Raw genomic sequence first — 20,035 nt, forward strand, 5'->3', positions numbered from 1 at the left:
CACATGCCGCGCACCAACAATAAAGATAATAGGGGTCGTCATGGATCAACCCAGTGCACATCCGCAGCGCAGCTACACCCGCGGTTCCCAGGACAAAGCCTTGCTGGCGATGACCATCGGCCAGGCGTTCGACAACACCGCCGCGCAGTACCCGGACGGTGAAGCGTTGGTCGTGCGCCATCAGCAGCTGCGCTACACCTGGCGGCAATTGGCGGATGCGGCGGACCTGCACGCCAGAGCCATGCTGGCGCTGGGCCTGCAGACCGGGGACCGCCTGGGGATCTGGGCTCCGAATTGCGCTCAGTGGTGCATCAGTCAGATCGCCAGTGCGAAAATCGGCGTGATCCTGGTCAACATCAACCCCGCCTACCGCAGTTCCGAACTGGAATACGTGTTGAAGCAATCCGGCTGCCAATGGCTGGTCTGTGCCGGGGCGTTCAAGTCCTCCAATTACCACGCCATGCTGCAAGGCCTGGTGCCGGAACTGGCGGAGCAATCCATTGGCAAGCTGCAGAGTGATCGCTTGCCGGCGTTGCGCGGCGTCATCAGCCTTGATGCGCAGCCACCCGTCGGTTTCCTGCCCTGGTCGCAGCTGAGCGATCTGGCGGCCGGGGTGTCGGTCGAGCAATTGCACGAGCGCCAGGACAGCCTGCATTTCGACCAGGCGGTGAACATCCAGTACACCTCCGGAACCACCGGGTTTCCCAAAGGCGCGACCCTCAGTCACTACAATATTCTCAACAACGGTTACATGGTCGGTGAAAGCCTTGGCCTGAGCGCCGCCGATCGCCTGGTCATTCCGGTGCCGCTCTATCACTGCTTTGGAATGGTGATGGGCAATCTGGGTTGTATCACCCATGGCAGCACCATGATTTACCCCAGTGACGCCTTCGATCCGCTGCTGACCCTGAACACCGTCGCCGAAGAGAAAGCCACTGCGCTGTACGGCGTGCCGACCATGTTCATCGCCATGCTCGATCAGCCTCAACGTAACGATTTCGATCTGTCGACCCTGCGCACCGGGATCATGGCGGGCGCGACCTGTCCGATTGAGGTGATGCGGCGGGTCATCAGCGAAATGCACATGAGCGAAGTGCAGATTGCCTACGGCATGACGGAAACCAGCCCGGTGTCCTTGCAGACCGGGCCGTCAGATGACCTGGAGTTGCGCGTGACCACCGTCGGCCGCACCCAGCCGCAACTGGAAAGCAAAATCATTGATGAGGCGGGCAACCTGGTGCCGCGCGGCACTATCGGTGAACTGTGCACCCGCGGTTACAGCGTGATGCTCGGCTACTGGAACAACCCCGAAGGCACCGCCGAAGCGATCGACCAGGCGGGCTGGATGCACACCGGGGACCTGGCGAGCATGAATGACGAGGGTTATGTGTGCATTGCCGGGCGCAACAAGGACATGATCATCCGTGGCGGCGAGAATATTTACCCACGGGAGTTGGAAGAGTTCTTCTTCACCCACCCGGCCGTGGCCGACGTGCAGGTGATCGGGATTCCTTGCTCGCGCTATGGCGAGGAGATTGTTGCCTGGATCAAATTCCACCCCGGTCACAGCGCGACCGAGCAGGAACTGCAAGCCTGGTGCAAGGAGCGCATCGCGCACTTCAAGACGCCGCGTTACTTCAAGTTCGTCGAGGAGTTTCCGATGACGGTGACCGGCAAGATCCAGAAATTCCGGATGCGCGAGGTCAGCATCGAGGAGTTGCGTAGCAAGCAGGGCTGACCAGGCCTTGTGTAGGAGCGAGCAGGCTCGCTCCTACAGGAGAGTGGTGAAAAACACAAATGCCAGACAGCACAAAGGGGAGCCGAAGCTCCCCTTTAATTTTCGTTGCGCGTGCTCTTTTTTTATTATTGAGGGGCGGTCTGTTGTTGTTTTTGGTGACCGTGACCCTTTACCGCTGTTTTTGTCGATCCCCATCCGGGATCAAGAGCAAACGTATTTTTTTGAGCGCTGATCTACTTTCTCGCTGAGCGATCCAACCGATTCGGGAGCTACCTGAAGGTAGTTTTATTGTTCTCTGCCCGGTTGCGGGTAACTTCGCAAAGCACCCTGAAAAGCACATCTTCTCCAAAAAAATCTGTTAGCTGCGTCTCTGCCGTGTTGTTTTTGTTATGTCAGAGTCGTTACGTCTTGTTTTTATTGGTTGTGCCGCTTTTTTTATTCTTGTTATGCCATAGAGATAGCAGGTGTCGTGCCAACTTTTAAAAAACCTTTTAAATCAATGGCTTAAGAAAAGCGTAAGGTTTTTCCCTCAGGCAAACCCCGACAATTTGTTTCCGTGTTACTCGCTTTTGCCCCACGCTCAGCCGCAGCGGTAACACCCGGACACAACCGCGCCCTCACTGAGCGCTACGTGCCTTGGCCACGCGCGAACCGGTAGGCCGCCCCAGCACTGTGCAGATTTGCTGGCCAGCGAGGATCAAGGCGTCCAGGTCGATTCCCGTGTCAATACCCAGCCCATTGAGCAGGTAAACCACATCTTCCGTGGCGACGTTACCGCTGGCGCCCTTGGCGTAAGGGCAGCCGCCGAGGCCCGCGATGGAGCTGTCGAATACCGAGATTCCTTCAAGCAGGCTGGCGTAGATGTTGGCCATGGCCTGGCCGTAGGTGTCGTGGAAGTGCCCGGCCAGTTTGTCCCGTGGCACGACGGCGGAAACCACGTCGAACATCTTGCGGGTGGCGCCCGCGGTGCCGGTGCCAATGGTGTCGCCCAGGGATACCTCGTAGCAGCCCATGGCGTAGAGTTCGCGGGCGACCCTGGCCACTTGTTCCGGTGCGACGTTACCTTCATAGGGGCAGCCCAGCACACAGGACACGTAACCACGCACGGTCACGCCGTGTTGTCTGGCCGCCTCCATGATCGGCACGAAACGCTCCAGGCTTTCGCTGATCGAGCAATTGATGTTGCGTTGGGAAAACGCTTCTGAGGCCGCCGCAAACACCGCGACTTCCTTGACCCCGGAAGCGATGGCGTCTTCAAACCCGCGAAGGTTGGGGGCGAGCGCGCCGTAAGTCACCCCGGGTTTACGCTGGATCTGCGCGAAGACATCCGCAGAGCCCGCCATCTGCGGTACCCATTTGGGCGAGACGAAACTGCCGACTTCTATATAGCCCAGACCGGCAGCCGTCAGCGCGTCGACCAGTTGTACCTTGTCGGCAACGCTGATGGGTTGGGCTTCATTTTGCAGACCGTCGCGCGGGCCGACTTCGACAAGGCGTACATGGGTAGGGAGGGACATGGGGTTCGACCTGTGCTGATTGTTCGGAGAACCCTGTAGGAGCGAGCCTGCTCGCGATGGGCTCCCAGGCACCGCGTTTATCCAGCCAACACGCGTTATCGTTAACGACCATCGCGAGCAGGCTCGCTCCTACAAGGGGGCGGGTTTTATTGAATGACTTCCTGGCTTTTGAGGGTCTGCTCCAGCGCCTGGACGCAGCGTTCTTCCGCCGTATCGAGTTCGAGTTTCATCTGCTCGATGTCCAGCAGTTGCTGTTCCAGCTGTTCCCGACGCTCGCTGATTTTCGCCAGCATGCTGTGCAATTGCTTGGTGTTACCGCTGGAAGGGTCGTAGAGCTCGATCAGTTCGCGGCATTCGGCCAGGGAGAAGCCGATGCGCTTGCCTCGCAGGATTAACTTCAGGCTGACCTTGTCGCGGGGCGAATAGATGCGTTCCTGACCTCGCCGCTCGGGGCTGAGCAGGCCTTGCTCCTCATAGAAGCGAATCGCCCGGGTGGTGATGTCGAGCTCGCGGGCGAGGTCGGAAATGCTGTAGGTCTGGCTGCTCATGGAAGCGCTCGCAAAAGGTCATGGCGCTAAGCTAATGGCAGGTTGACGTTTACGTCAAGGGGCGGGTTCTGCGCTGTGATCACTGGCGTCTTCGCGGGCAAGCCTCGCTCCTACAGGTTACTCCGCCAACTGTAGGAGCGAGGCTTGCCCGCGAAGAACCATAGCGCGGTGTAACGCCTTACACCTTTTCGAGCTTCTTCTCATGCGCCGTCACCTGCTGGCACAACTCGATCATCTGCTCGCGCATCCAACGGTTGGCCGGATCCTGGTCGGTGCTTTCGTGCCAGTACAGGTGGGTTTCCACCGGCGGCACATCGTTGACCGGTAAGCTGAAGGCGTGCAGATCGTTACGGCGGGCGAAGCGCTCCGGAACGGTCATGACCATGTCGGTCTGCTGCAGCACTTGCGATGCCATCAGGTAATGCTGTGAGCGCAGGGCGATCTTGCGCTGGATGCCCATCTTGCCGAGGGCCAGGTCGACATGCCCCAGACCGCTGCGACGGCTGGAAATATGGATGTGGGTCAGGCCCAGATAATCATCGAGGGTGAATTTTTCCTTGCCCGCCAACGGATGCCCCTTGCGCATGGCGCATACATAGCGGTCTTCCATCAACTTGACGTGGCGCACTTGCGGGTCGGTGTTGAGCGGCGCATCCACCGCAAAATCGAGGCGACCGGCGGCCAGTTCCTTGGTGGTTTCGCGGCGCTTGGACAGGAAACTCTCGATGATCACCGTGGGGGCGAGGCGGCGCAGGCGCTGGAACAACGGCGGCAGGATCACCGCCTCAGTCAGGTCGGTCATGCTGATGCGGTAGGTCTTGACCGCCTGCAACGGGTTGAAAATGCGGCTTTCCTGCACCGATACCCGCAGCAGGGAAAGGGCGTTGCGTACCGGGCCGATGATGTTCTGGGCCATCGGCGTCGGCACCATGCCCTGGGCGGTGCGCACGAACAAAGGGTCGTTGAAGGTTTCGCGCAGGCGCGCCAGTGCGTTGGATACCGCCGGTTGGGTGATCCCGACAATCTGCCCGGCGCGGGTCAGGTTGGCTTCGGTGTAGATCGCGTCGAAGACGATGAAAAGGTTGAGGTCGACCTTGCTCAGATTCATTACGCGGCTCTCTTATTGTGTGGGCGGCTGGCCTTGAAGATCAGTCGATCATATATCGGTGATGAATGTTAATACACGCCGAGAATAGGCTAGGTAAATTTTCGTAGCTGTTCTAGCATCGATTGCATGATCTAAACAACCTCCCCCAAGAAGGTATCTTGCTCATGGATTTCGCTTATTCGCCCAAGGTTCAGGAACTGCGTGAGCGCGTGACAGCGTTCATGGACACCTACGTCTATCCCGCTGAAACCGTGTTCGAGCGCCAGGTCGCCGAGGGCGACCGCTGGCAGCCGACCGCGATCATGGAAGAACTCAAACTCAAGGCCAAGGCGGAGGGCCTGTGGAATTTGTTTCTGCCTGAGTCAGAGCTCGGTGCCGGCTTGACCAACCTCGAATACGCGCCCCTGGCCGAAATCATGGGGCGCTCGCTGCTGGGGCCTGAGCCGTTCAATTGCTCTGCGCCCGACACCGGAAACATGGAAGTGCTGGTGCGCTACGCCAACGAAGAACAGAAGCAACGCTGGCTCGAGCCGCTACTGCGCGGCGAAATCCGCTCGGCATTTGCCATGACCGAACCGGACGTCGCATCGTCCGACGCCACCAACATGGCCGCCCGTGCCGTGCGCGATGGCGACGAGTGGGTGATCAATGGCAAGAAATGGTGGACCTCCGGGGCCTGCGATCCACGCTGCAAAATCCTGATCTTCATGGGCCTGAGCAACCCTGATGCCCCGCGCCATGCACAGCACTCGATGATTCTGGTTCCGGTGGACACCCCCGGCGTGAAAATCGTGCGTCCGCTGCCGGTGTTCGGTTACGACGACGCGCCCCACGGTCACGCCGAAGTGCTGTTCGAAAACGTGCGCGTGCCGTACGAAAACGTCCTGCTGGGTGAAGGACGCGGCTTCGAAATCGCTCAGGGTCGCCTCGGCCCGGGCCGGATTCACCACTGCATGCGTTCGATCGGCATGGCCGAACGTGCCCTGGAATTGATGTGCAAACGTTCGGTGAACCGCACGGCGTTCGGCAAACCCCTGGCGCGACTGGGTGGCAACATCGACAAGATCGCTGACTCGCGGATGGAAATCGACATGGCACGCCTGCTGACGTTGAAAGCGGCGTACATGATGGACACCGTCGGTAACAAAGTGGCGAAAAGCGAAATCGCACAGATCAAGGTGGTGGCGCCGAACGTGGCGTTACGGGTGATCGACCGGGCGATCCAGATTCACGGCGGGGCAGGGGTCTCCAACGATTTCCCGCTGGCCTACATGTATGCGATGCAGCGCACCCTGCGCCTGGCCGACGGCCCGGACGAAGTGCACCGAGCGGCGATCGGCAAGTTCGAAATCGGCAAGTACGTACCAAAAGAAATGATGCGTAGCGGGCAATAACAGGCACCGAGTCATCGTTCATCGCGGGCAAGCCCGGCTCCCACAGGTTTAGTGTGAACCTTGTGGGAGCGGGCTTGCCCGCGATGGCGTCGGCCCATTCAACACATCTACATCAAATTCAATACACCCAAACTTCAACACGCCGATTCTTGATCCGCCCCTCATCGGCGCTATTGGCCGCCACAGGCATTTCGGCGCCAAACCCGCGAACGTCGCGCAGCACCACGCCACTTTTAACCAGTTCCCGCCGCACCGCCATGGCCCGCAGCTTTGACAGCAGGTCAGCGCGGGCCGGGTCGCTCTTGGCATCGCCAAACCCCACCAGTGTGACCTGCCGATCGGTTTTGCCGCGCTGCTTTATATAGTCGAGCACCCGTGACAGATCCTGTCGCGCCTTGTTGTCCAGGCTGGCGCTGCCTTCCTCGAAGCGAAAGTTCACGGTCAGGCGCTGGGCGTGGCGGCTGAGTCCCTGGTAGGCCTCGGGCATCAGTGCGTTGGGTGTGACGGTCATGGCCTGCACGGTCTGGGCGATAAACCCGTTGGCCGCGACAATCGCCTGGCCCTGGCTGCTTTGGGCGAACGCTACCAGCGCGTTGGCCCAGGGATTTTTCCCAGCGGGCGGCAGGTAGAGGAACAAGCGGCGGGACAGGGGATAGTCTTCCGTGGCGATCAGACTGTTGAGCGGCAGCATGGCCTGGGATTGGCCGTCGACAATCGCCACCGGTTTGGCCGAGCGCACGTACGGCAGGCCAATGAAGCCGATACCTTGTGGGTCGAGGCTGACCGCGTCCGACAATTGCTCGCTGGATTCGAAACGTTTCGCTGCACCGCTCAGGGTTTTCCCGCGACGGCTGAGGACCAGTTCCTTGAAGGTGTCGTAGGTGCCGGAGTGATCATCCCGCGCATACAGATGAATGGCCCCGCCACGGCCGCCGAGTTCTTCCCAGGTTTTGACCTCGCCACTGAAGAGGCGTGCCAGTTGCTCGGTATCGAGTTGGTTCAGCGGGTTTTGCGGGTGAAGGATAATGGCCAGGCCGTCGATGGCGATGACCTGCTCGGCGGCCGCGCTTTTCAGATCACCCAGGGATCGGAGGTCAACCAACTCGCTGTCCTTGATCGGGCGCGATGAAGCGGCCAGATCGGCCCTGCCGGCCTTCAGTGCGCTGAAGCCGGTGCTGGAGCCGTGGGCCGCGAGTTCGACTTCGACCCGGCGCCCTTGCGGGGTTTCACCGACTATTCGCAGTTCGTTGGCCTTGTCCGGCGCTTCGCTGTGCACCTTGAGCAAGCCCTGTTCGCGCAACAGGCCTTCGACCAGCGCCGGACCGAGTGCCGCACCGATGGTGTTGGAACCCTGGATGCGCAGCACCGGGCCATTGTCGGGCAGTGGCAAACTGTTGGCCGAGGTCATCAGCGGCAAGCAGGTGCACAGCATCAACAGGAATAAACCGCGCAGCGTCATGCCGGCACCTTGAATGGCTAAAGGAGGTGCCGGAAGATTAAGTCAGTAGGGTTTCAGAGAGATGACAGTTTCTGAATGCGGGAGCAATCCCGCTCCCACATGGCCGCATGAAGTATGCGATCAGCTCAACTCAAGCCAGATCGGCGCGTGATCGGAGGGTTTTTCCATGCCGCGCAGTTCGTAGTCCACGCCCGCGTTCTTGACCCGCGGCAACAACCCATGGGACGCCATGATCAAGTCGATGCGCAGTCCGCGCTTGGGCTCGTCTTCAAAACCGCGGCTGCGGTAGTCGAACCAGCTGAATATATCGGTCACCTCCGGGTTCAGGTGACGGAAACTGTCCACCAGGCCCCAGTTTTTCAGGCGGGCCATCCACTCGCGCTCTTCCGGCAGAAAGCTGCATTTACCGGTTTTCAGCCAACGCTTCATGTTGTCCGGGCCGATCCCGATGTCGCAGTCTTCCGGGGAAATGTTCACATCGCCCATGACCACCAACGGCTGGTCGTTACGGAACTGGCTTTCCAGCAACTGCTGCAGATCGCTGTAGAAGCGTTCCTTGGCCGGGAATTTGGTCGGGTGGTCGCGACTTTCGCCTTGAGGGAAATAGCCGTTCATGATGGTCACCGGCACGTCATTGGCGTCGGCGAACGTGCCCCAGATAAAGCGCCGCTGGGCATCTTCATCATCGGTGGCGAAGCCTTTGTGCAGCGCCAGCGGTTCTTTGCGCGACAGCAGGGCGACGCCGTAGTGACCTTTTTGTCCATGGAAATACACGTGGTAGCCCAGGGCTCTGACTTCATCGAGCGGAAACTGGTCGTCATGGACCTTGGTTTCCTGCAGCCCGATCACGTCGGGCTGGTGTTTGTCGATCAGCGCCGCCAGCTGATGGGGACGGGCACGCAGCCCGTTGATGTTGAAGGAGACGATCTTCATGGTCGGCAGTCCTGGCAAAAGGGCGATGCTAGCTGACATGTCGGCATCGGGCCAGTGTTGGGATGGAGTGGGTGCAGCCGGCTTTTATATTGACTGACTGATCGGCGAGTCTGGTCTATACCTGTGGGGGGGAACTGTGTTGCCACCCAAAGGCTCCTACCAACAAGAGCACAGCCATTCGAGCTGTGCCGGGGAGAATGACCGTCATGCCCGAAACGTCCACCGCCATCGCCGATATTCACATGCTCGACAGGGGCTATTCCCGCGAAGCACGTTCCCTGTTGTACCAGGCTTACCGGCACGAGCCGACGTTCGGCTACCTGTTCGAAGCCGAGCGTCCCGGCTATGAACAGCGGGTGCGCGCCACGGTGCGCGAGCTGGTCAAGCAGCACTTTCTCCAGGATTTGCCGGCCATCGGCCTGCTGGTCAACGATCGCTTGATCGGCATCGCCCTGATCGCACCGCCGCAACGGCGCCTGGGCATCACTGAAAGTTGGGCCTGGCGCCTGCGGATGGTGCTGAGCACCGGGTTTCGCTGCACCCGTCGCTACCTTGAATATCACGATGCGGTGATGGCTTGTGTGCCGTCCGACTCGGTGCATTTGCTGCCATTGCTGGGGATTCATCCGCAATTCCAGGGCAAACACTTCGGCGAACAACTGCTGCAAGCGGTGCACAACTGGTGCGCGGTGGATGAACATTCTCAGGGCGTGGTGCTCGACACCGGCAATCCTCGATATCTGGAGTTCTATAAGCGACAGGGTTACGAGGAAATTGGCGAGGTCGCTGTAGGACCAATCCGCGAGCACGTGTTTTTCCACGCCAATCCTCAAGTCGTGCAAAGCGCAACGGCATAATCGTCGAACTTTTGGGGCGCACCGGGCTCTATCACGCTCCCATGTTCATCAAGCATGCTCGTGATAGCATCCGCGCCTATGAAGTTTCCAGGAAGAATTACCAGTGGCGTGCTGATGCTGATTTCCAGCTGCGCGGCGCTGGCCCAAAGTGAATTGGATGTGCGGATCAAACCGTCCAACGATGAACTGAAAGCCAATATAGAGGGCTATGTCGGCAGTCTCGGCGATCGTGACGAAGAAGCCTTGCTGCGCTTCAGTCGGGGCGCCGAGGAACAGGCGCGCAAGGCCGCCCAGGCCTTGGGTTATTACCAGCCGCACATCGACAGCGACGTGAAGGGCGGCAAGACGCCACGCCTGATACTGAACATCGACCCCGGCGAACCGGTGCATCTGCGCAACGTCACCATCCGCATCGACGGCCCGGCCGCCTCGCTCAAATCCTTTCGTGTGCCCAATGACCATTCGCTGAAAACCGGTGCGGTGCTCAACCATGGCCATTATGAAGATGCCAAGCGGCTGATCCAGAACCAGGCCTCGCGCTATGGCTTTTTCAGCGGGCGTTTTACCCGTTCGACATTGTCGGTGGACCCGCGAGCCGGCGTGGCCGATATCGAGCTGGTCTATGACAGTGGTCCGCGTTACGCCCTGGGCAAGGTCAGTTTCGAAGGCGATACGCCCTTCGACGAAGACCTGCTGCAACGCATGGTGCCGTTCAAGGCAGGCGCGCCGTATGACTCCGAGCTGATTGCCGAACTCAACCAGGCCCTGCAATCGAGCGGTTATTTCGAGGGCGTGCGAGTGGACGCGGCACCGACCGCCTCCAGGGACAATGTGATCCCGGTGGACGTCCGGCTCGAAACCCGCAAGCCGCGGACCATGGGCCTTGGCCTGGGTTACTCCACCGATGTCGGCCCGCGGATCAAAGCCAACTGGACGCGGCATTGGGTCAATCCGCAGGGGCACAGCTATGGCTGGGAAACCGAGGTCTCGGCGCCACGGCAAAACGTCGGGGTGTTCTATGACATTCCGCTGGACCCGCCACTGACGGACAAACTGCGTTTCGCCGGTGGTTATCAGAATGAGGAAATCGCGGACAGGGACAGCCTCAGCAAACTCCTGACCATCGGTCCCGAATGGCACAGCAAGTTGCCCAGTGGATGGCAGCGGGTGGTGTCACTCAAGTGGCAACGCGAGGAGTACCGGCTCGGCGACGACTCGGGACTCAGTAACCTGCTGATGCCCGGCGTGAGCTATTCGTACCTCAAAAGCGATAACCGCATCGACCCGCACAATGGTTATCGCCTGCAATTCGAAAGCAAGGTGGCCAAGGAAGGTCTGGGGTCGGATAACAACCTGGTGTACGGCACGGCGCTGGTGAAGGGCTTGACCACGGTGTTCGACAAACACCGCTTCCTCGGTCGGGTGCAAGTCGGCGGCAGTGCCACCAACGGCTATAAGTCGGTACCGCCATCGCTGCGCTTCTTCGCCGGTGGCGATCAGAGCGTGCGCGGCTACGACTATCAGAGCCTGTCCCCGGAAAACAATGAGGGTGACCGCATCGGGGGCCGCTACATGGTCGCCGCCAGCGCGGAGTATCAATATTCCATTGCCGAAAAATGGCGTGTCGCCACGTTCATCGACCAGGGCAATTCCTTCAATACACTTGAACTGCCGAATCTGAAGACCGGTGTCGGTATCGGTGTGCGCTGGGTGTCGCCAGTGGGGCCGATCCGCCTCGACCTGGCCCACGCGCTGGATGACGATGGCGGCATTCGACTGCACTTTTCCATGGGGCCCGAGTTGTGAAGCGTGGTTTGAACCTATCGCTGCTGGCGATCCTGACGCTGCTGATGCTGGTCACCCTGACCCTGGCCACGGTGCTGGGCACGGCGGCGGGCAGCCGGTGGGCGCTTGGCTTTGTGCCGGGTTTGACCCTGGACAACTTCCAGGGGCGGCTGGGCGGGCAATGGAGCGCCGATCGCGTTGTGTGGCAGCAGGACGCCAGTCGGGTCGAGCTGAGCAAGGTGATTTTTGCCTGGTCGCCGCTGTGCCTGACGCGCATGACCTTGTGCATCGAACAATTGAAGGCTGATCAGGTCAGCCTGCAATTCCCGCCGGGCGGTGAAGAACAAAGCAGCGGGCCGATCAGCCTGCCGGATTTGAAATTACCGGTGGCGCTAGAGTTGGGTGACGTGCAAATCGGCAGCGTGCGGTTCAACGGCAGCGAGCAGCTCAAGGGCCTGCAACTGACGGCGCACTGGACCGAGAAGGGGATGCAGATCGACTCGGTAAAACTGCAGCGGGACGATCTGAACCTGAATTTGACCGGGCAGTTGCAACCCGGCGGCAACTGGCCGCTCAGCGCTGAAGGCCAATTGACCCTGTCGACCCCCGCGCCCTGGACGCTGGCCCTGAAAATCGACGGCGATTTGCTCAAGACCCTCAACCTGAAAGCCGACAGCAGCGGATACCTCAACGGCCAACTGACCGGCCAACTGCAACCGCTGGTGGAGAACCTGCCGGCCAAGGTGCGCATCACCGCTGACGGTTTCAAGCCCGGCGCCGACCTGCCGGACACCCTGCAACTCAATCAGCTTGAACTCACGGGCGACGGCGACCTGAAAAACGGCTACGCGCTGCTCGGCAAGGCCACGTTGCCGGCCGAACAAGGACCTGTAGCGCTGATGTTGCAAGGCAAGGTCGACGCCAATGGCGCGCAGATCGCCGCGCTCGACCTGACGGCCAGCGACAAGCAAAACCTCAAGCTTTCCGGGCAAGTCGACTGGAGCAAAGGCCTGAGTGCCGAGGCGAAAATCGATTGGCTGGACTTTCCGTGGCACCGCCTCTATCCGCTGATCGATGAGCCGCAAGTGGCTCTGCGCAGCTTCAATGGCGAAGTTTCCTACACGGACGGTAAGTACCTCGGCCACTTCAACGCCGCGCTGGACGGCCCGGCCGGGGCGTTCAGCCTGACCAGTCCGTTCGCGGGTGACCTGACGAAAATCTACCTGCAACAGATTCAACTTACGGCCGGCCAGGGCAAGGCTGAAGGGCATCTGAACCTGCAGTTCGACAATGGCATCGCCTGGGATACCGCGCTGGATTTGTCGGCGATCAACCCGGCGTACTGGGTGGCGGAATTGCCCGGCACCCTGGCCGGCCCATTGCGCAGCCAAGGGGAAGTCAAGGATGAAAAACTCAGCCTGAGCGCCGACCTCGATTTGAAAGGCAAACTGCGTGGCCAGCCTGCGGTGATCCAGGCCAAGGCCAATGGCGGCGGCGAGCAGTGGAACTTCGATGCGCTGCAGATTCGCCTGGGCGACAACAGCATCAGCGGCAAGGGCAGCCTGCAACAGAAGGTCGCCGGGCAGATCGATATCAAGCTGCCGCGTCTGGCCCAGCTCTGGCCGCAATTGCGCGGCCAGCTCAATGGCCGGATCGATGTCGCCGGTACGCTCAAGGCACCGCAAGGCAAGCTGGACCTGCAAGGCACTCAGCTGGCGTTCGCCGACAATCGGCTGCAAAGCCTGAACCTGGACGCCACCCTCGACAGCGCCCAACGGGCGAAAATCGACCTCAAGGGCAGCGGGATCCAGGCCGGCGATACTTCCCTTGGCACCCTGACCGCCAGTGGGCAGGGCGATATCAAAAACCAGAAACTGACCCTCGATCTGCAAGGGCCGAAGCTGAAACTGGCCCTCGGTCTCGACGGCAGCCTGGACAAAGGCAACTGGCGCGGACGCCTGGCCAGCGGCGATATCCAGGCCGGTGGCCAGGACTGGAAGCTGCAGGGCCCGGCAAAACTGGAGCGGCTGGCGGACGGCAAGATCAACTTCGGTGCCCATTGCTGGCAGTCCGGCCCGGCCAGTTTGTGCGGCGAAGACCAGCGCCTGATGCCTGATCCGAAACTGCGCTATCACCTCAAGCAGTTCCCTATCGAAAGCCTCGCGCAGTGGTTGCCCAAAGACTTTGCCTGGCAGGGCCGACTCAACGCCGACGTGCAACTGGATCTTCCGGCCAGCGGCCCGAACGGCCAGGTCAGCCTCGACGCCAGCGGTGGCGTCTTGCGCATGCGCGAGAAAGACCAGTGGCTGGACTTCCCGTACCAGACCCTGAAGCTCACCAGCCAATTCACGCCCAAACGCATCGACACAGACCTCAACTTCGTCGGTGGCAAGCTCGGCGAACTGATGATGCAGGCGCAGATCAACCCGCTGCCCAAGAACAAACCCCTGAGCGGTTCCTTCCGCTTGAGTGGCCTGGACCTGTCGGTGGCGCGACCGTTTGTGCCCATGGTCGAAAAGCTGACTGGCCGTTTGAACGGCAGCGGCACGATTTCAGGTGGGCTGCTGGCGCCCCAGGTCAATGGCAATCTGTTGCTCAGCGATGGCCAGGTTTCCGGGCCGGAACTGCCAATGGAGATCGAGGCATTGCAACTTCAGGCCGTCATCGTCGGCGAAACCGTGCAATTGAACGGTGGCTGGAAAAGCGGTAAGACCGGCCAGGGCAGTTTGAGCGGTAGCGTTGCCTGGGGTCAGGCGCTGGTGGTGGACCTGGCGCTCAAGGGCACGCAGTTGCCGGTCACCGTCGAGCCTTACGCCAAGCTGGAAGTGGCGCCGGACCTGAAGATCTCGATCAAGGACGACAAGCTCGCGGTTTCCGGGAAAGTGCAGGTGCCCAAGGGCGAAATCACCATTCGCGAGCTGCCGCCATCGACGGTCAAAGTCTCCGGTGACACGGTGATCGTCGGCCAGCAGACCGAACAGGGCAAGCCGCCGATGGCCACGCTGATGGACATCGATGTGGTGGTCGGCGAGGACAAACTGAGCTTCGCCGGGTTTGGCCTCACGGCCAATCTGCAAGGTCATGTGCACATCGGCGACAACATGGACACCCGGGGGGAACTCTGGCTCAACGACGGCCGCTATCGCGCCTACGGTCAGCGGTTGACCGTGCGCCGGGCGCGGTTACTGTTTGCCGGGCCGATCGATCAGCCTTACCTCGACATCGAAGCCATTCGCAAGACCGACGACGTGATCGCCGGCATTCGCTTGAGCGGCAGCGCCGAGCAGCCGACCACGCAGATTTTCTCCGAGCCGGCCATGAGCCAGGAACAGGCGCTGTCCTACCTGGTGCTGGGCCGTCCGCTGAGCAGCAACGGCGAGGACAACAACATGCTCGCCCAGGCGGCCCTCGGGTTGGGGCTGATGGGCAGTTCCGGGGTCACCAGCGGGCTGGCCAAGAACCTGGGTATTCAGGACTTCCAGCTCGACACCCAGGGCAGCGGCAACACCACCAGCGTGGTGGCGAGTGGCAACCTTTCCGAGAAGCTCAGCCTGCGCTATGGCGTGGGCGTGTTCGAACCGGCAAACACCATTGCCTTGCGTTACAAACTGAGCAAAAAGGTCTACCTCGAAGCCGCTGGCGGCGTGGCCAGTTCGCTGGACATCTTCTACAAGCGGGATTTCTAGGTCCCGTTTTCTCCAATACGTGCTCTGAACCTTCGCTGGCTTGCCAGCGAAGGCATCACCGCGTTCGCCGTTAATATCCGACGCCGTTAGTCAACTAATTACAAAGCATGCTAACTATTGCGTTGACATTCGCTGCCTAAGCAGTAATATCTCGACATACATTCACTGCCTAGGCAGCTAACTGGTGTCCAGATGAAACATTTCACCCCAGACGATTTCCACAATTGCCACCTTGGCTTGCTGCTCGGACGCGCTGCGTTGCTCAAGGACCGGATTATCGACACGCACATGGAGCCCCACGGCATCACCGCCGCGCAGTTCAAGGTGCTGATCATCATGGCCCAGTTCGGCGTCGATACCCCGGCCGAGCTGTGCCGGCACCTGTCGTTGGACAGCGGTTCGATGACCCGGATGCTCGATCGTCTGGAACAGAAAGGTTTACTTGCCCGCCAACGCTGCGAAGCCGATCGCCGGCAGATCCAGCTGGTGTTGACCGAAGAGGGCCAAAAACTGGCTGCTCTGTTGCCGCACATCGGTGCCGAAGCCATGAACGAACTGGCGAGCGGCATCACCCCTGAAGAGTTGAAGACCCTGGAACAGATCCTGAAGAAAATCCTGGTGGCAGCCGGTGACGCGATCACCTTGCTGCGGGTAGGTGACAAATGAGCAGCAAAACCCTGCGTACCGGTTTGAGCCTGGTGCTGTTGGCCTTGACCCTCGCCGGTTGTGCCAATTACAGCGGCCTGAATACCGAAGGTGTCAGCCTCGAGGCGAAAAACCTCAAGGCCGGGCAATCCCTCAGCGGTGTGAAGCTTTCGCCGGCGGCCTGGCCGAAGAGCGACTGGTGGACAAGCCTCGGCGACCCTCAGCTCGACGGCCTGATTCGCGAAGCCCTGCACGACAGCCCTGACATGCAGATCGCCGACGCCCGTGCCCATCAGGCCAGCGCCGCCGCATACGCCGCCGATGCCGCGCGGATGCCGACTATCGATGCCAGCGCCGGCGTGACCCGTTCGCGTCTGGCCCGTGATCAAGACCCGAGCGGGCAGGGCGACAACTACTCCACCCTGCGTAACATCGGCGCCAGTTTCAATTACAACTTCGACCTCTGGGGTGGCCAGCGAGACGCCTGGGAAGCCGCATTGGGCCAGGCCCGTGCCGCTGAAATCGATCAGCAGGCCGCACAGTTGACCTTGTCCGCTGACGTGGCCCGCGCGTACAGCGATCTGGGGCAGGCGCACATCGTTTATGACTTGTCTGCCGAAGACCTCAAGCGCACCCGGCAGATGCTCGATTTGAGCCAGCGCCGCCTGAGCGCCGGGATCGACAGTCAGTACCAGTTCCAGCAGACCGAAAGCCTGGAGGCCACCTCTGAAGCGAACCTGATTGACGCCGAGAAACGCCTGCAAAGCGCCAAAATCGCCCTGGCCGTACTGCTGGGCAAGGGCCCGGACCGCGGTAACGAGATCGCCCGGCCGAAAGTCCTTCAGGCCAGCGCCGTGGCGTTGCCATCGGTGCTGCCGGCCGAGTTGCTCGGTCGTCGCCCGGACCTGGTAGCGGCGCGCTGGCGGGTTGAGGCAGCCAGTAAAAACATCGACGCTGGCAAAACCCAGTTTTATCCCAACTTGAACCTGAGTGCGGCGGCCGGTGCCCAATCGTTGTTGGGTGACGCGATGTTCGGTTCGGCCAGTCGTTTCTTCAACGTCGGGCCAACGATTTCACTGCCGATCTTCGATGGCGGCCGCCTGCGCGCCGACCTCGACTCCCGCGACGCCGATTACGACCTCGCGGTGGCGCAGTACAACAAAAGCCTGGTGAAGGCGTTGGGGGATGTCAGCGACAGCATCAACCAGTTGCGTGACATCGGCCGGCAAATCGCCGCCCAACAACACGCCACTGACATCGCCCAGGACTCTTACAACACCGTGGTCCAGCGGTACGGTTCCGGCATCGGTAACTACCTGGACGTGCTCAGCATCGAGCAACAACTGCTCCAGGCCCAGCGGCAGCTGGCCAACCTGAATGCCGAGCAGATCGACTTGTCGATCCAACTGATGCAGGCGCTGGGTGGCGGGTTTGCACCCGACAACCTCGCGTCTGCCAACACATCGCCAGCCACGCTGAGCCACTAATTCAAGGTATTTGCCATGGCCACTGCCGATACAACTCAAACTGCTGAAAACACTCCAGGCAATCCCAACTCGGGCAAGCGCAAGTTCATGCTGCTGATCCTCGCGGTGGCGGTGGCGCTGAGCGGTGCGGGCGTCTGGGCCTACCACGAGTTTTACGGTCGCTGGAGCGAAAGCACCGACGACGCCTACGTGAATGGCAACGTGGTGGAAATCACTCCGCTGGTGACCGGCACCGTGGTCAGCATCGGTGCCGATGATGGCGATCTGGTGCACGAAGGTCAGGTATTGGTGAACTTCGACCCGAACGATGCCGAAATCGGTTTGCAAAGTGCTCAGGCCAATCTGGCCCGTACCGTGCGTCAGGTGCGCGGCCTGTACAGCAACGTCGACGGCCAGAAAGCCCAGGTCAATGCCCAGCAGGCAGAAGTGCAGAAAGCCCAGGACAATTTCAATCGCCGCAAGAACCTCGCGGCGGGCGGGGCTATTTCCCAGGAAGAACTGTCCCACGCCCGTGATGACCTGACCTCGGCGCAAAACGCCTTGGCCGATGCGAAGCAGCGACTGAAAACCACCAGCGCCCTGGTGGATGACACCGTGGTGTCGTCGCATCCGGACGTGATGGCCGCCGCCGCGCAATTGCGTCAGGCGTACCTGAACAATTCGCGCAGCACCTTGATCGCGCCGGTCACCGGTTACGTGGCCAAGCGTACCGTGCAGCTTGGCCAGCGTGTGCAGCCGGGCACGGCGCTGATGGCGGTGATCCCGCTGGATCAGTTGTGGATCGACGCCAACTTCAAGGAAACCCAGTTGCGTGACATGCGCATCGGCCAGCCAGTGGAAATCGAAACCGACCTTTACGGAAGTGCCGTGAAATACAGCGGCACCATCGACAGCCTTGGCGCCGGGACTGGCAGCGCGTTTGCCCTGCTGCCCGCGCAGAACGCCACCGGTAACTGGATCAAGATCGTGCAGCGCGTGCCGGTGCGGATTCACGTCAACGCCGATGAGCTGGCCAGGCACCCGCTGCGGGTCGGCCTGTCGACCGTGGTCGATGTGAACCTGCATGACCAGAGTGGCCCGGTGCTGGCGCAACAGCCACCGCAAAAGGCGTCGTTCAGCACCACCATCTATGACCGTCAGCTGGCCGAGGCCGACGCGATGATTACTCAACTGATCCACGACAACAGCGCGGCAGTCAGCAAAACCGCGCAACGCTGATTCGCCTGTGTACAGCACGCCGCCCCCCTGTGGGAACGAGCAAGCTCGCTCCCACAGGGTCAGCTGCGCCTGTAACAGGCGCAGCGCCAATCCCGCTGCAAAAAATTCAGCTCCAAAGGATTCGCGATGAGCAATAACGCGTCTTTTTCCCCGCCCAGCCTGCTGCTGAGCACCATCGGCCTGTCGCTGGCGACCTTTATGCAGGTGCTCGACACCACCATCGCCAACGTGGCGCTGCCGACGATTTCCGGCAACCTCGGGGTGAGTTCGGAGCAAGGCACCTGGGTGATCACTTCATTTGCCGTCAGCAACGCCATCGCCTTGCCGCTGACTGGCTGGCTCAGTCGGCGTTTCGGTGAGGTGAAGCTGTTTGTCTGGGCGACACTGCTGTTCGTGCTCGCCTCGTTCCTGTGCGGCATTTCCACGTCCATGCCGGAATTGGTGGGCTTTCGCGTGCTGCAAGGCGTGGTGGCGGGGCCGTTGTATCCGATGACCCAGACACTGCTGATTGCGGTTTACCCTCCGGCGAAACGGGGGATGGCATTGGCGCTGTTGGCGATGGTCACGGTGGTGGCACCGATTGCCGGGCCGATCCTCGGCGGCTGGATCACCGACAGTTATAGCTGGCCGTGGATTTTCTTCATCAACGTGCCGATCGGTTTGTTCGCCGCATGGGTGGTCACCCAGCAGATGAAGACGCGTCCGGTGGTCACCAGCCGCCAACCCATGGATTACGTGGGTCTGATCGCGTTGATCATCGGCGTCGGCGCATTGCAGATCGTCCTCGACAAAGGCAACGATGCCGACTGGTTCGAGTCCAGTTTCATCATTATCGGCTCGGTGATTTCCGTGGTTGCCCTGGCGTTTTTCGTGATCTGGGAAATGACTGATGAGCACCCGGTGGTGAACTTGCGGCTGTTCGCCCACCGCAACTTCCGCTTTGGCACCATCGTGTTGGTGCTGGGCTATGCCGGATTCTTCGGGATCAACCTGATCCTGCCGCAATGGTTGCAGACCCGCTTGGGTTACACCGCGACCTGGGCCGGTTTTGCCGTGGCGCCATTGGGCATTCTGCCGGTGCTGCTGTCGCCTTTCGTCGGCAAATACGCACCGCGATTCGACATGCGGGTACTGGCGGGCGGGGCATTCCTGGCCATCGGTCTGAGTTGTTTCATGCGCGCCGGCTTCACCAATGAGGTGGATTTCCAGCACATCGCCCTGGTGCAGCTGTTCATGGGTATTGGCGTGGCACTGTTCTTCATGCCGACCCTGACCATCCTGCTGTCGGACCTGCCGCCGAGCCAGATCGCCGACGGCTCGGGCCTGGCGACGTTCTTGCGTACGCTGGGCGGTAGTTTCGCGGCGTCGTTGACCACCTGGATCTGGATCCGCCGCGCCGACCAGCACCATGCCTACCTGACGGAAAGCATCACCCCGTTCGACCCGGCCACCCGCGAGGCATTGCATCAATTGGGCGGGGCAGGGGCCAAGGCTTATACGCAGATGGACCAAATGGTGATCAGCCAGGCGTACATCATGTCCACGGTGGACTATTTCACGCTGCTGGGCTGGATGTTCATGGGGTTGATCCTGATCGTGTGGCTGGCCAAGCCCCCCTTTACCGCCAAGGCCGGGCCGGCGGCTTCCGCCGGACATTGAT

At 60.8% G+C, this 20,035-nt stretch carries 14 protein-coding genes; 9 read left to right on the forward strand and 5 right to left on the reverse strand.

What is annotated here, in order from left to right:
• Positions 1-40 precede the first annotated feature (40 nt).
• Complete coding sequence (locus ACX3YD_RS26650) at positions 41-1,738, forward strand: AMP-binding protein (RefSeq protein WP_103405040.1); 1,698 nt, start codon at positions 41-43, stop codon at positions 1,736-1,738.
• A 617-nt stretch (positions 1,739-2,355) separates the two neighbouring features.
• Here ACX3YD_RS26650 and ACX3YD_RS26655 read toward each other — a convergent pair.
• The 3 genes from ACX3YD_RS26655 to ACX3YD_RS26665 all read right to left on the reverse strand — a co-directional run bounded on the left by ACX3YD_RS26655 (position 2,356) and on the right by ACX3YD_RS26665 (position 4,911).
• Positions 2,356-3,255, reverse strand: coding sequence for a hydroxymethylglutaryl-CoA lyase (locus ACX3YD_RS26655; RefSeq protein WP_103405041.1), 900 nt, complete (start codon positions 3,253-3,255; stop codon positions 2,356-2,358).
• A 146-nt stretch (positions 3,256-3,401) separates the two neighbouring features.
• Positions 3,402-3,803 (reverse strand): MerR family transcriptional regulator, encoded by a 402-nt coding sequence (locus ACX3YD_RS26660; RefSeq protein WP_103395451.1) that lies wholly within the window; start codon positions 3,801-3,803, stop codon positions 3,402-3,404.
• A gap of 178 nt (positions 3,804-3,981) precedes the next feature.
• Positions 3,982-4,911: a LysR family transcriptional regulator gene (locus ACX3YD_RS26665; RefSeq protein ID WP_047527602.1), complete on the reverse strand. Its 930-nt coding sequence runs from the start codon at positions 4,909-4,911 to the stop codon at positions 3,982-3,984.
• 164 nt (positions 4,912-5,075) lie between these two features.
• Between ACX3YD_RS26665 and ACX3YD_RS26670 the strand changes: the two genes are divergently transcribed.
• Positions 5,076-6,305: an acyl-CoA dehydrogenase gene (locus ACX3YD_RS26670; RefSeq protein ID WP_103405042.1), complete on the forward strand. Its 1,230-nt coding sequence runs from the start codon at positions 5,076-5,078 to the stop codon at positions 6,303-6,305.
• Positions 6,306-6,423: 118 nt separating this feature from the next.
• Here ACX3YD_RS26670 and ACX3YD_RS26675 read toward each other — a convergent pair whose 3' ends face one another.
• Entirely contained in the window at positions 6,424-7,764 is a 1,341-nt protein-coding gene (locus tag ACX3YD_RS26675) for a substrate-binding domain-containing protein (protein ID WP_458961452.1), read from the reverse strand.
• 120 nt (positions 7,765-7,884) lie between these two features.
• On the reverse strand, positions 7,885-8,697 hold the full coding sequence (xthA, locus tag ACX3YD_RS26680; RefSeq protein ID WP_103405043.1) for an exodeoxyribonuclease III: 813 nt from the start codon (positions 8,695-8,697) through the stop codon (positions 7,885-7,887).
• Between the two features lie 206 nt (positions 8,698-8,903).
• Between xthA and ACX3YD_RS26685 the strand changes: the two genes are divergently transcribed.
• From ACX3YD_RS26685 to ACX3YD_RS26715, 7 genes are all read left to right on the forward strand, one after another.
• Positions 8,904-9,554: a GNAT family N-acetyltransferase gene (locus ACX3YD_RS26685; RefSeq protein WP_103405084.1), complete on the forward strand. Its 651-nt coding sequence runs from the start codon at positions 8,904-8,906 to the stop codon at positions 9,552-9,554.
• A gap of 78 nt (positions 9,555-9,632) precedes the next feature.
• Positions 9,633-11,360: an autotransporter assembly complex protein TamA gene (locus ACX3YD_RS26690; protein WP_458961453.1), complete on the forward strand. Its 1,728-nt coding sequence runs from the start codon at positions 9,633-9,635 to the stop codon at positions 11,358-11,360.
• Positions 11,357-15,025, forward strand: coding sequence for a translocation/assembly module TamB domain-containing protein (locus ACX3YD_RS26695; protein WP_458961454.1), 3,669 nt, complete (start codon positions 11,357-11,359; stop codon positions 15,023-15,025). The genes ACX3YD_RS26690 and ACX3YD_RS26695 overlap by 4 nt, the downstream gene beginning before the upstream one ends.
• Positions 15,026-15,217: 192 nt before the next feature.
• Positions 15,218-15,691, forward strand: a complete 474-nt coding sequence (locus ACX3YD_RS26700) for a MarR family winged helix-turn-helix transcriptional regulator (RefSeq protein WP_103405046.1) — start codon at positions 15,218-15,220, stop codon at positions 15,689-15,691.
• Positions 15,688-17,157, forward strand: a complete 1,470-nt coding sequence (locus ACX3YD_RS26705) for an efflux transporter outer membrane subunit (protein ID WP_458961455.1) — start codon at positions 15,688-15,690, stop codon at positions 17,155-17,157. The genes ACX3YD_RS26700 and ACX3YD_RS26705 overlap by 4 nt, the downstream gene beginning before the upstream one ends.
• A gap of 15 nt (positions 17,158-17,172) precedes the next feature.
• Positions 17,173-18,375 (forward strand): HlyD family secretion protein, encoded by a 1,203-nt coding sequence (locus ACX3YD_RS26710; protein ID WP_458961456.1) that lies wholly within the window; start codon positions 17,173-17,175, stop codon positions 18,373-18,375.
• Positions 18,376-18,501: 126 nt separating this feature from the next.
• The gene (locus ACX3YD_RS26715) at positions 18,502-20,034 is read left to right on the forward strand and encodes a DHA2 family efflux MFS transporter permease subunit (RefSeq protein ID WP_458961457.1); all 1,533 of its coding nucleotides are present in this window, start codon (positions 18,502-18,504) and stop codon (positions 20,032-20,034) included.
• Position 20,035: the final 1 nt, after the last annotated feature.

This window comes from Pseudomonas fluorescens group sp. PF-1, from assembly GCF_054481335.1.

Bases quoted from the DNA above. Each gene is read 5' to 3' on its own strand.
- ACX3YD_RS26715 (WP_458961457.1), top strand. From the start codon at position 18,502: ATGAGCAATAACGCGTCTTTTTCCCCGCCCAGCCTGCTGCTGAGCACC.
- xthA (WP_103405043.1), bottom strand. From the start codon at position 8,697: ATGAAGATCGTCTCCTTCAACATCAACGGGCTGCGTGCCCGTCCCCAT.
- ACX3YD_RS26710 (WP_458961456.1), top strand. From the start codon at position 17,173: ATGGCCACTGCCGATACAACTCAAACTGCTGAAAACACTCCAGGCAAT.
- ACX3YD_RS26675 (WP_458961452.1), bottom strand. From the start codon at position 7,764: ATGACGCTGCGCGGTTTATTCCTGTTGATGCTGTGCACCTGCTTGCCG.
- ACX3YD_RS26665 (WP_047527602.1), bottom strand. From the start codon at position 4,911: ATGAATCTGAGCAAGGTCGACCTCAACCTTTTCATCGTCTTCGACGCG.
- ACX3YD_RS26705 (WP_458961455.1), top strand. From the start codon at position 15,688: ATGAGCAGCAAAACCCTGCGTACCGGTTTGAGCCTGGTGCTGTTGGCC.
- ACX3YD_RS26685 (WP_103405084.1), top strand. From the start codon at position 8,904: ATGCCCGAAACGTCCACCGCCATCGCCGATATTCACATGCTCGACAGG.
- ACX3YD_RS26650 (WP_103405040.1), top strand. From the start codon at position 41: ATGGATCAACCCAGTGCACATCCGCAGCGCAGCTACACCCGCGGTTCC.
- ACX3YD_RS26670 (WP_103405042.1), top strand. From the start codon at position 5,076: ATGGATTTCGCTTATTCGCCCAAGGTTCAGGAACTGCGTGAGCGCGTG.
- ACX3YD_RS26700 (WP_103405046.1), top strand. From the start codon at position 15,218: ATGAAACATTTCACCCCAGACGATTTCCACAATTGCCACCTTGGCTTG.
- ACX3YD_RS26655 (WP_103405041.1), bottom strand. From the start codon at position 3,255: ATGTCCCTCCCTACCCATGTACGCCTTGTCGAAGTCGGCCCGCGCGAC.
- ACX3YD_RS26660 (WP_103395451.1), bottom strand. From the start codon at position 3,803: ATGAGCAGCCAGACCTACAGCATTTCCGACCTCGCCCGCGAGCTCGAC.
- ACX3YD_RS26690 (WP_458961453.1), top strand. From the start codon at position 9,633: ATGAAGTTTCCAGGAAGAATTACCAGTGGCGTGCTGATGCTGATTTCC.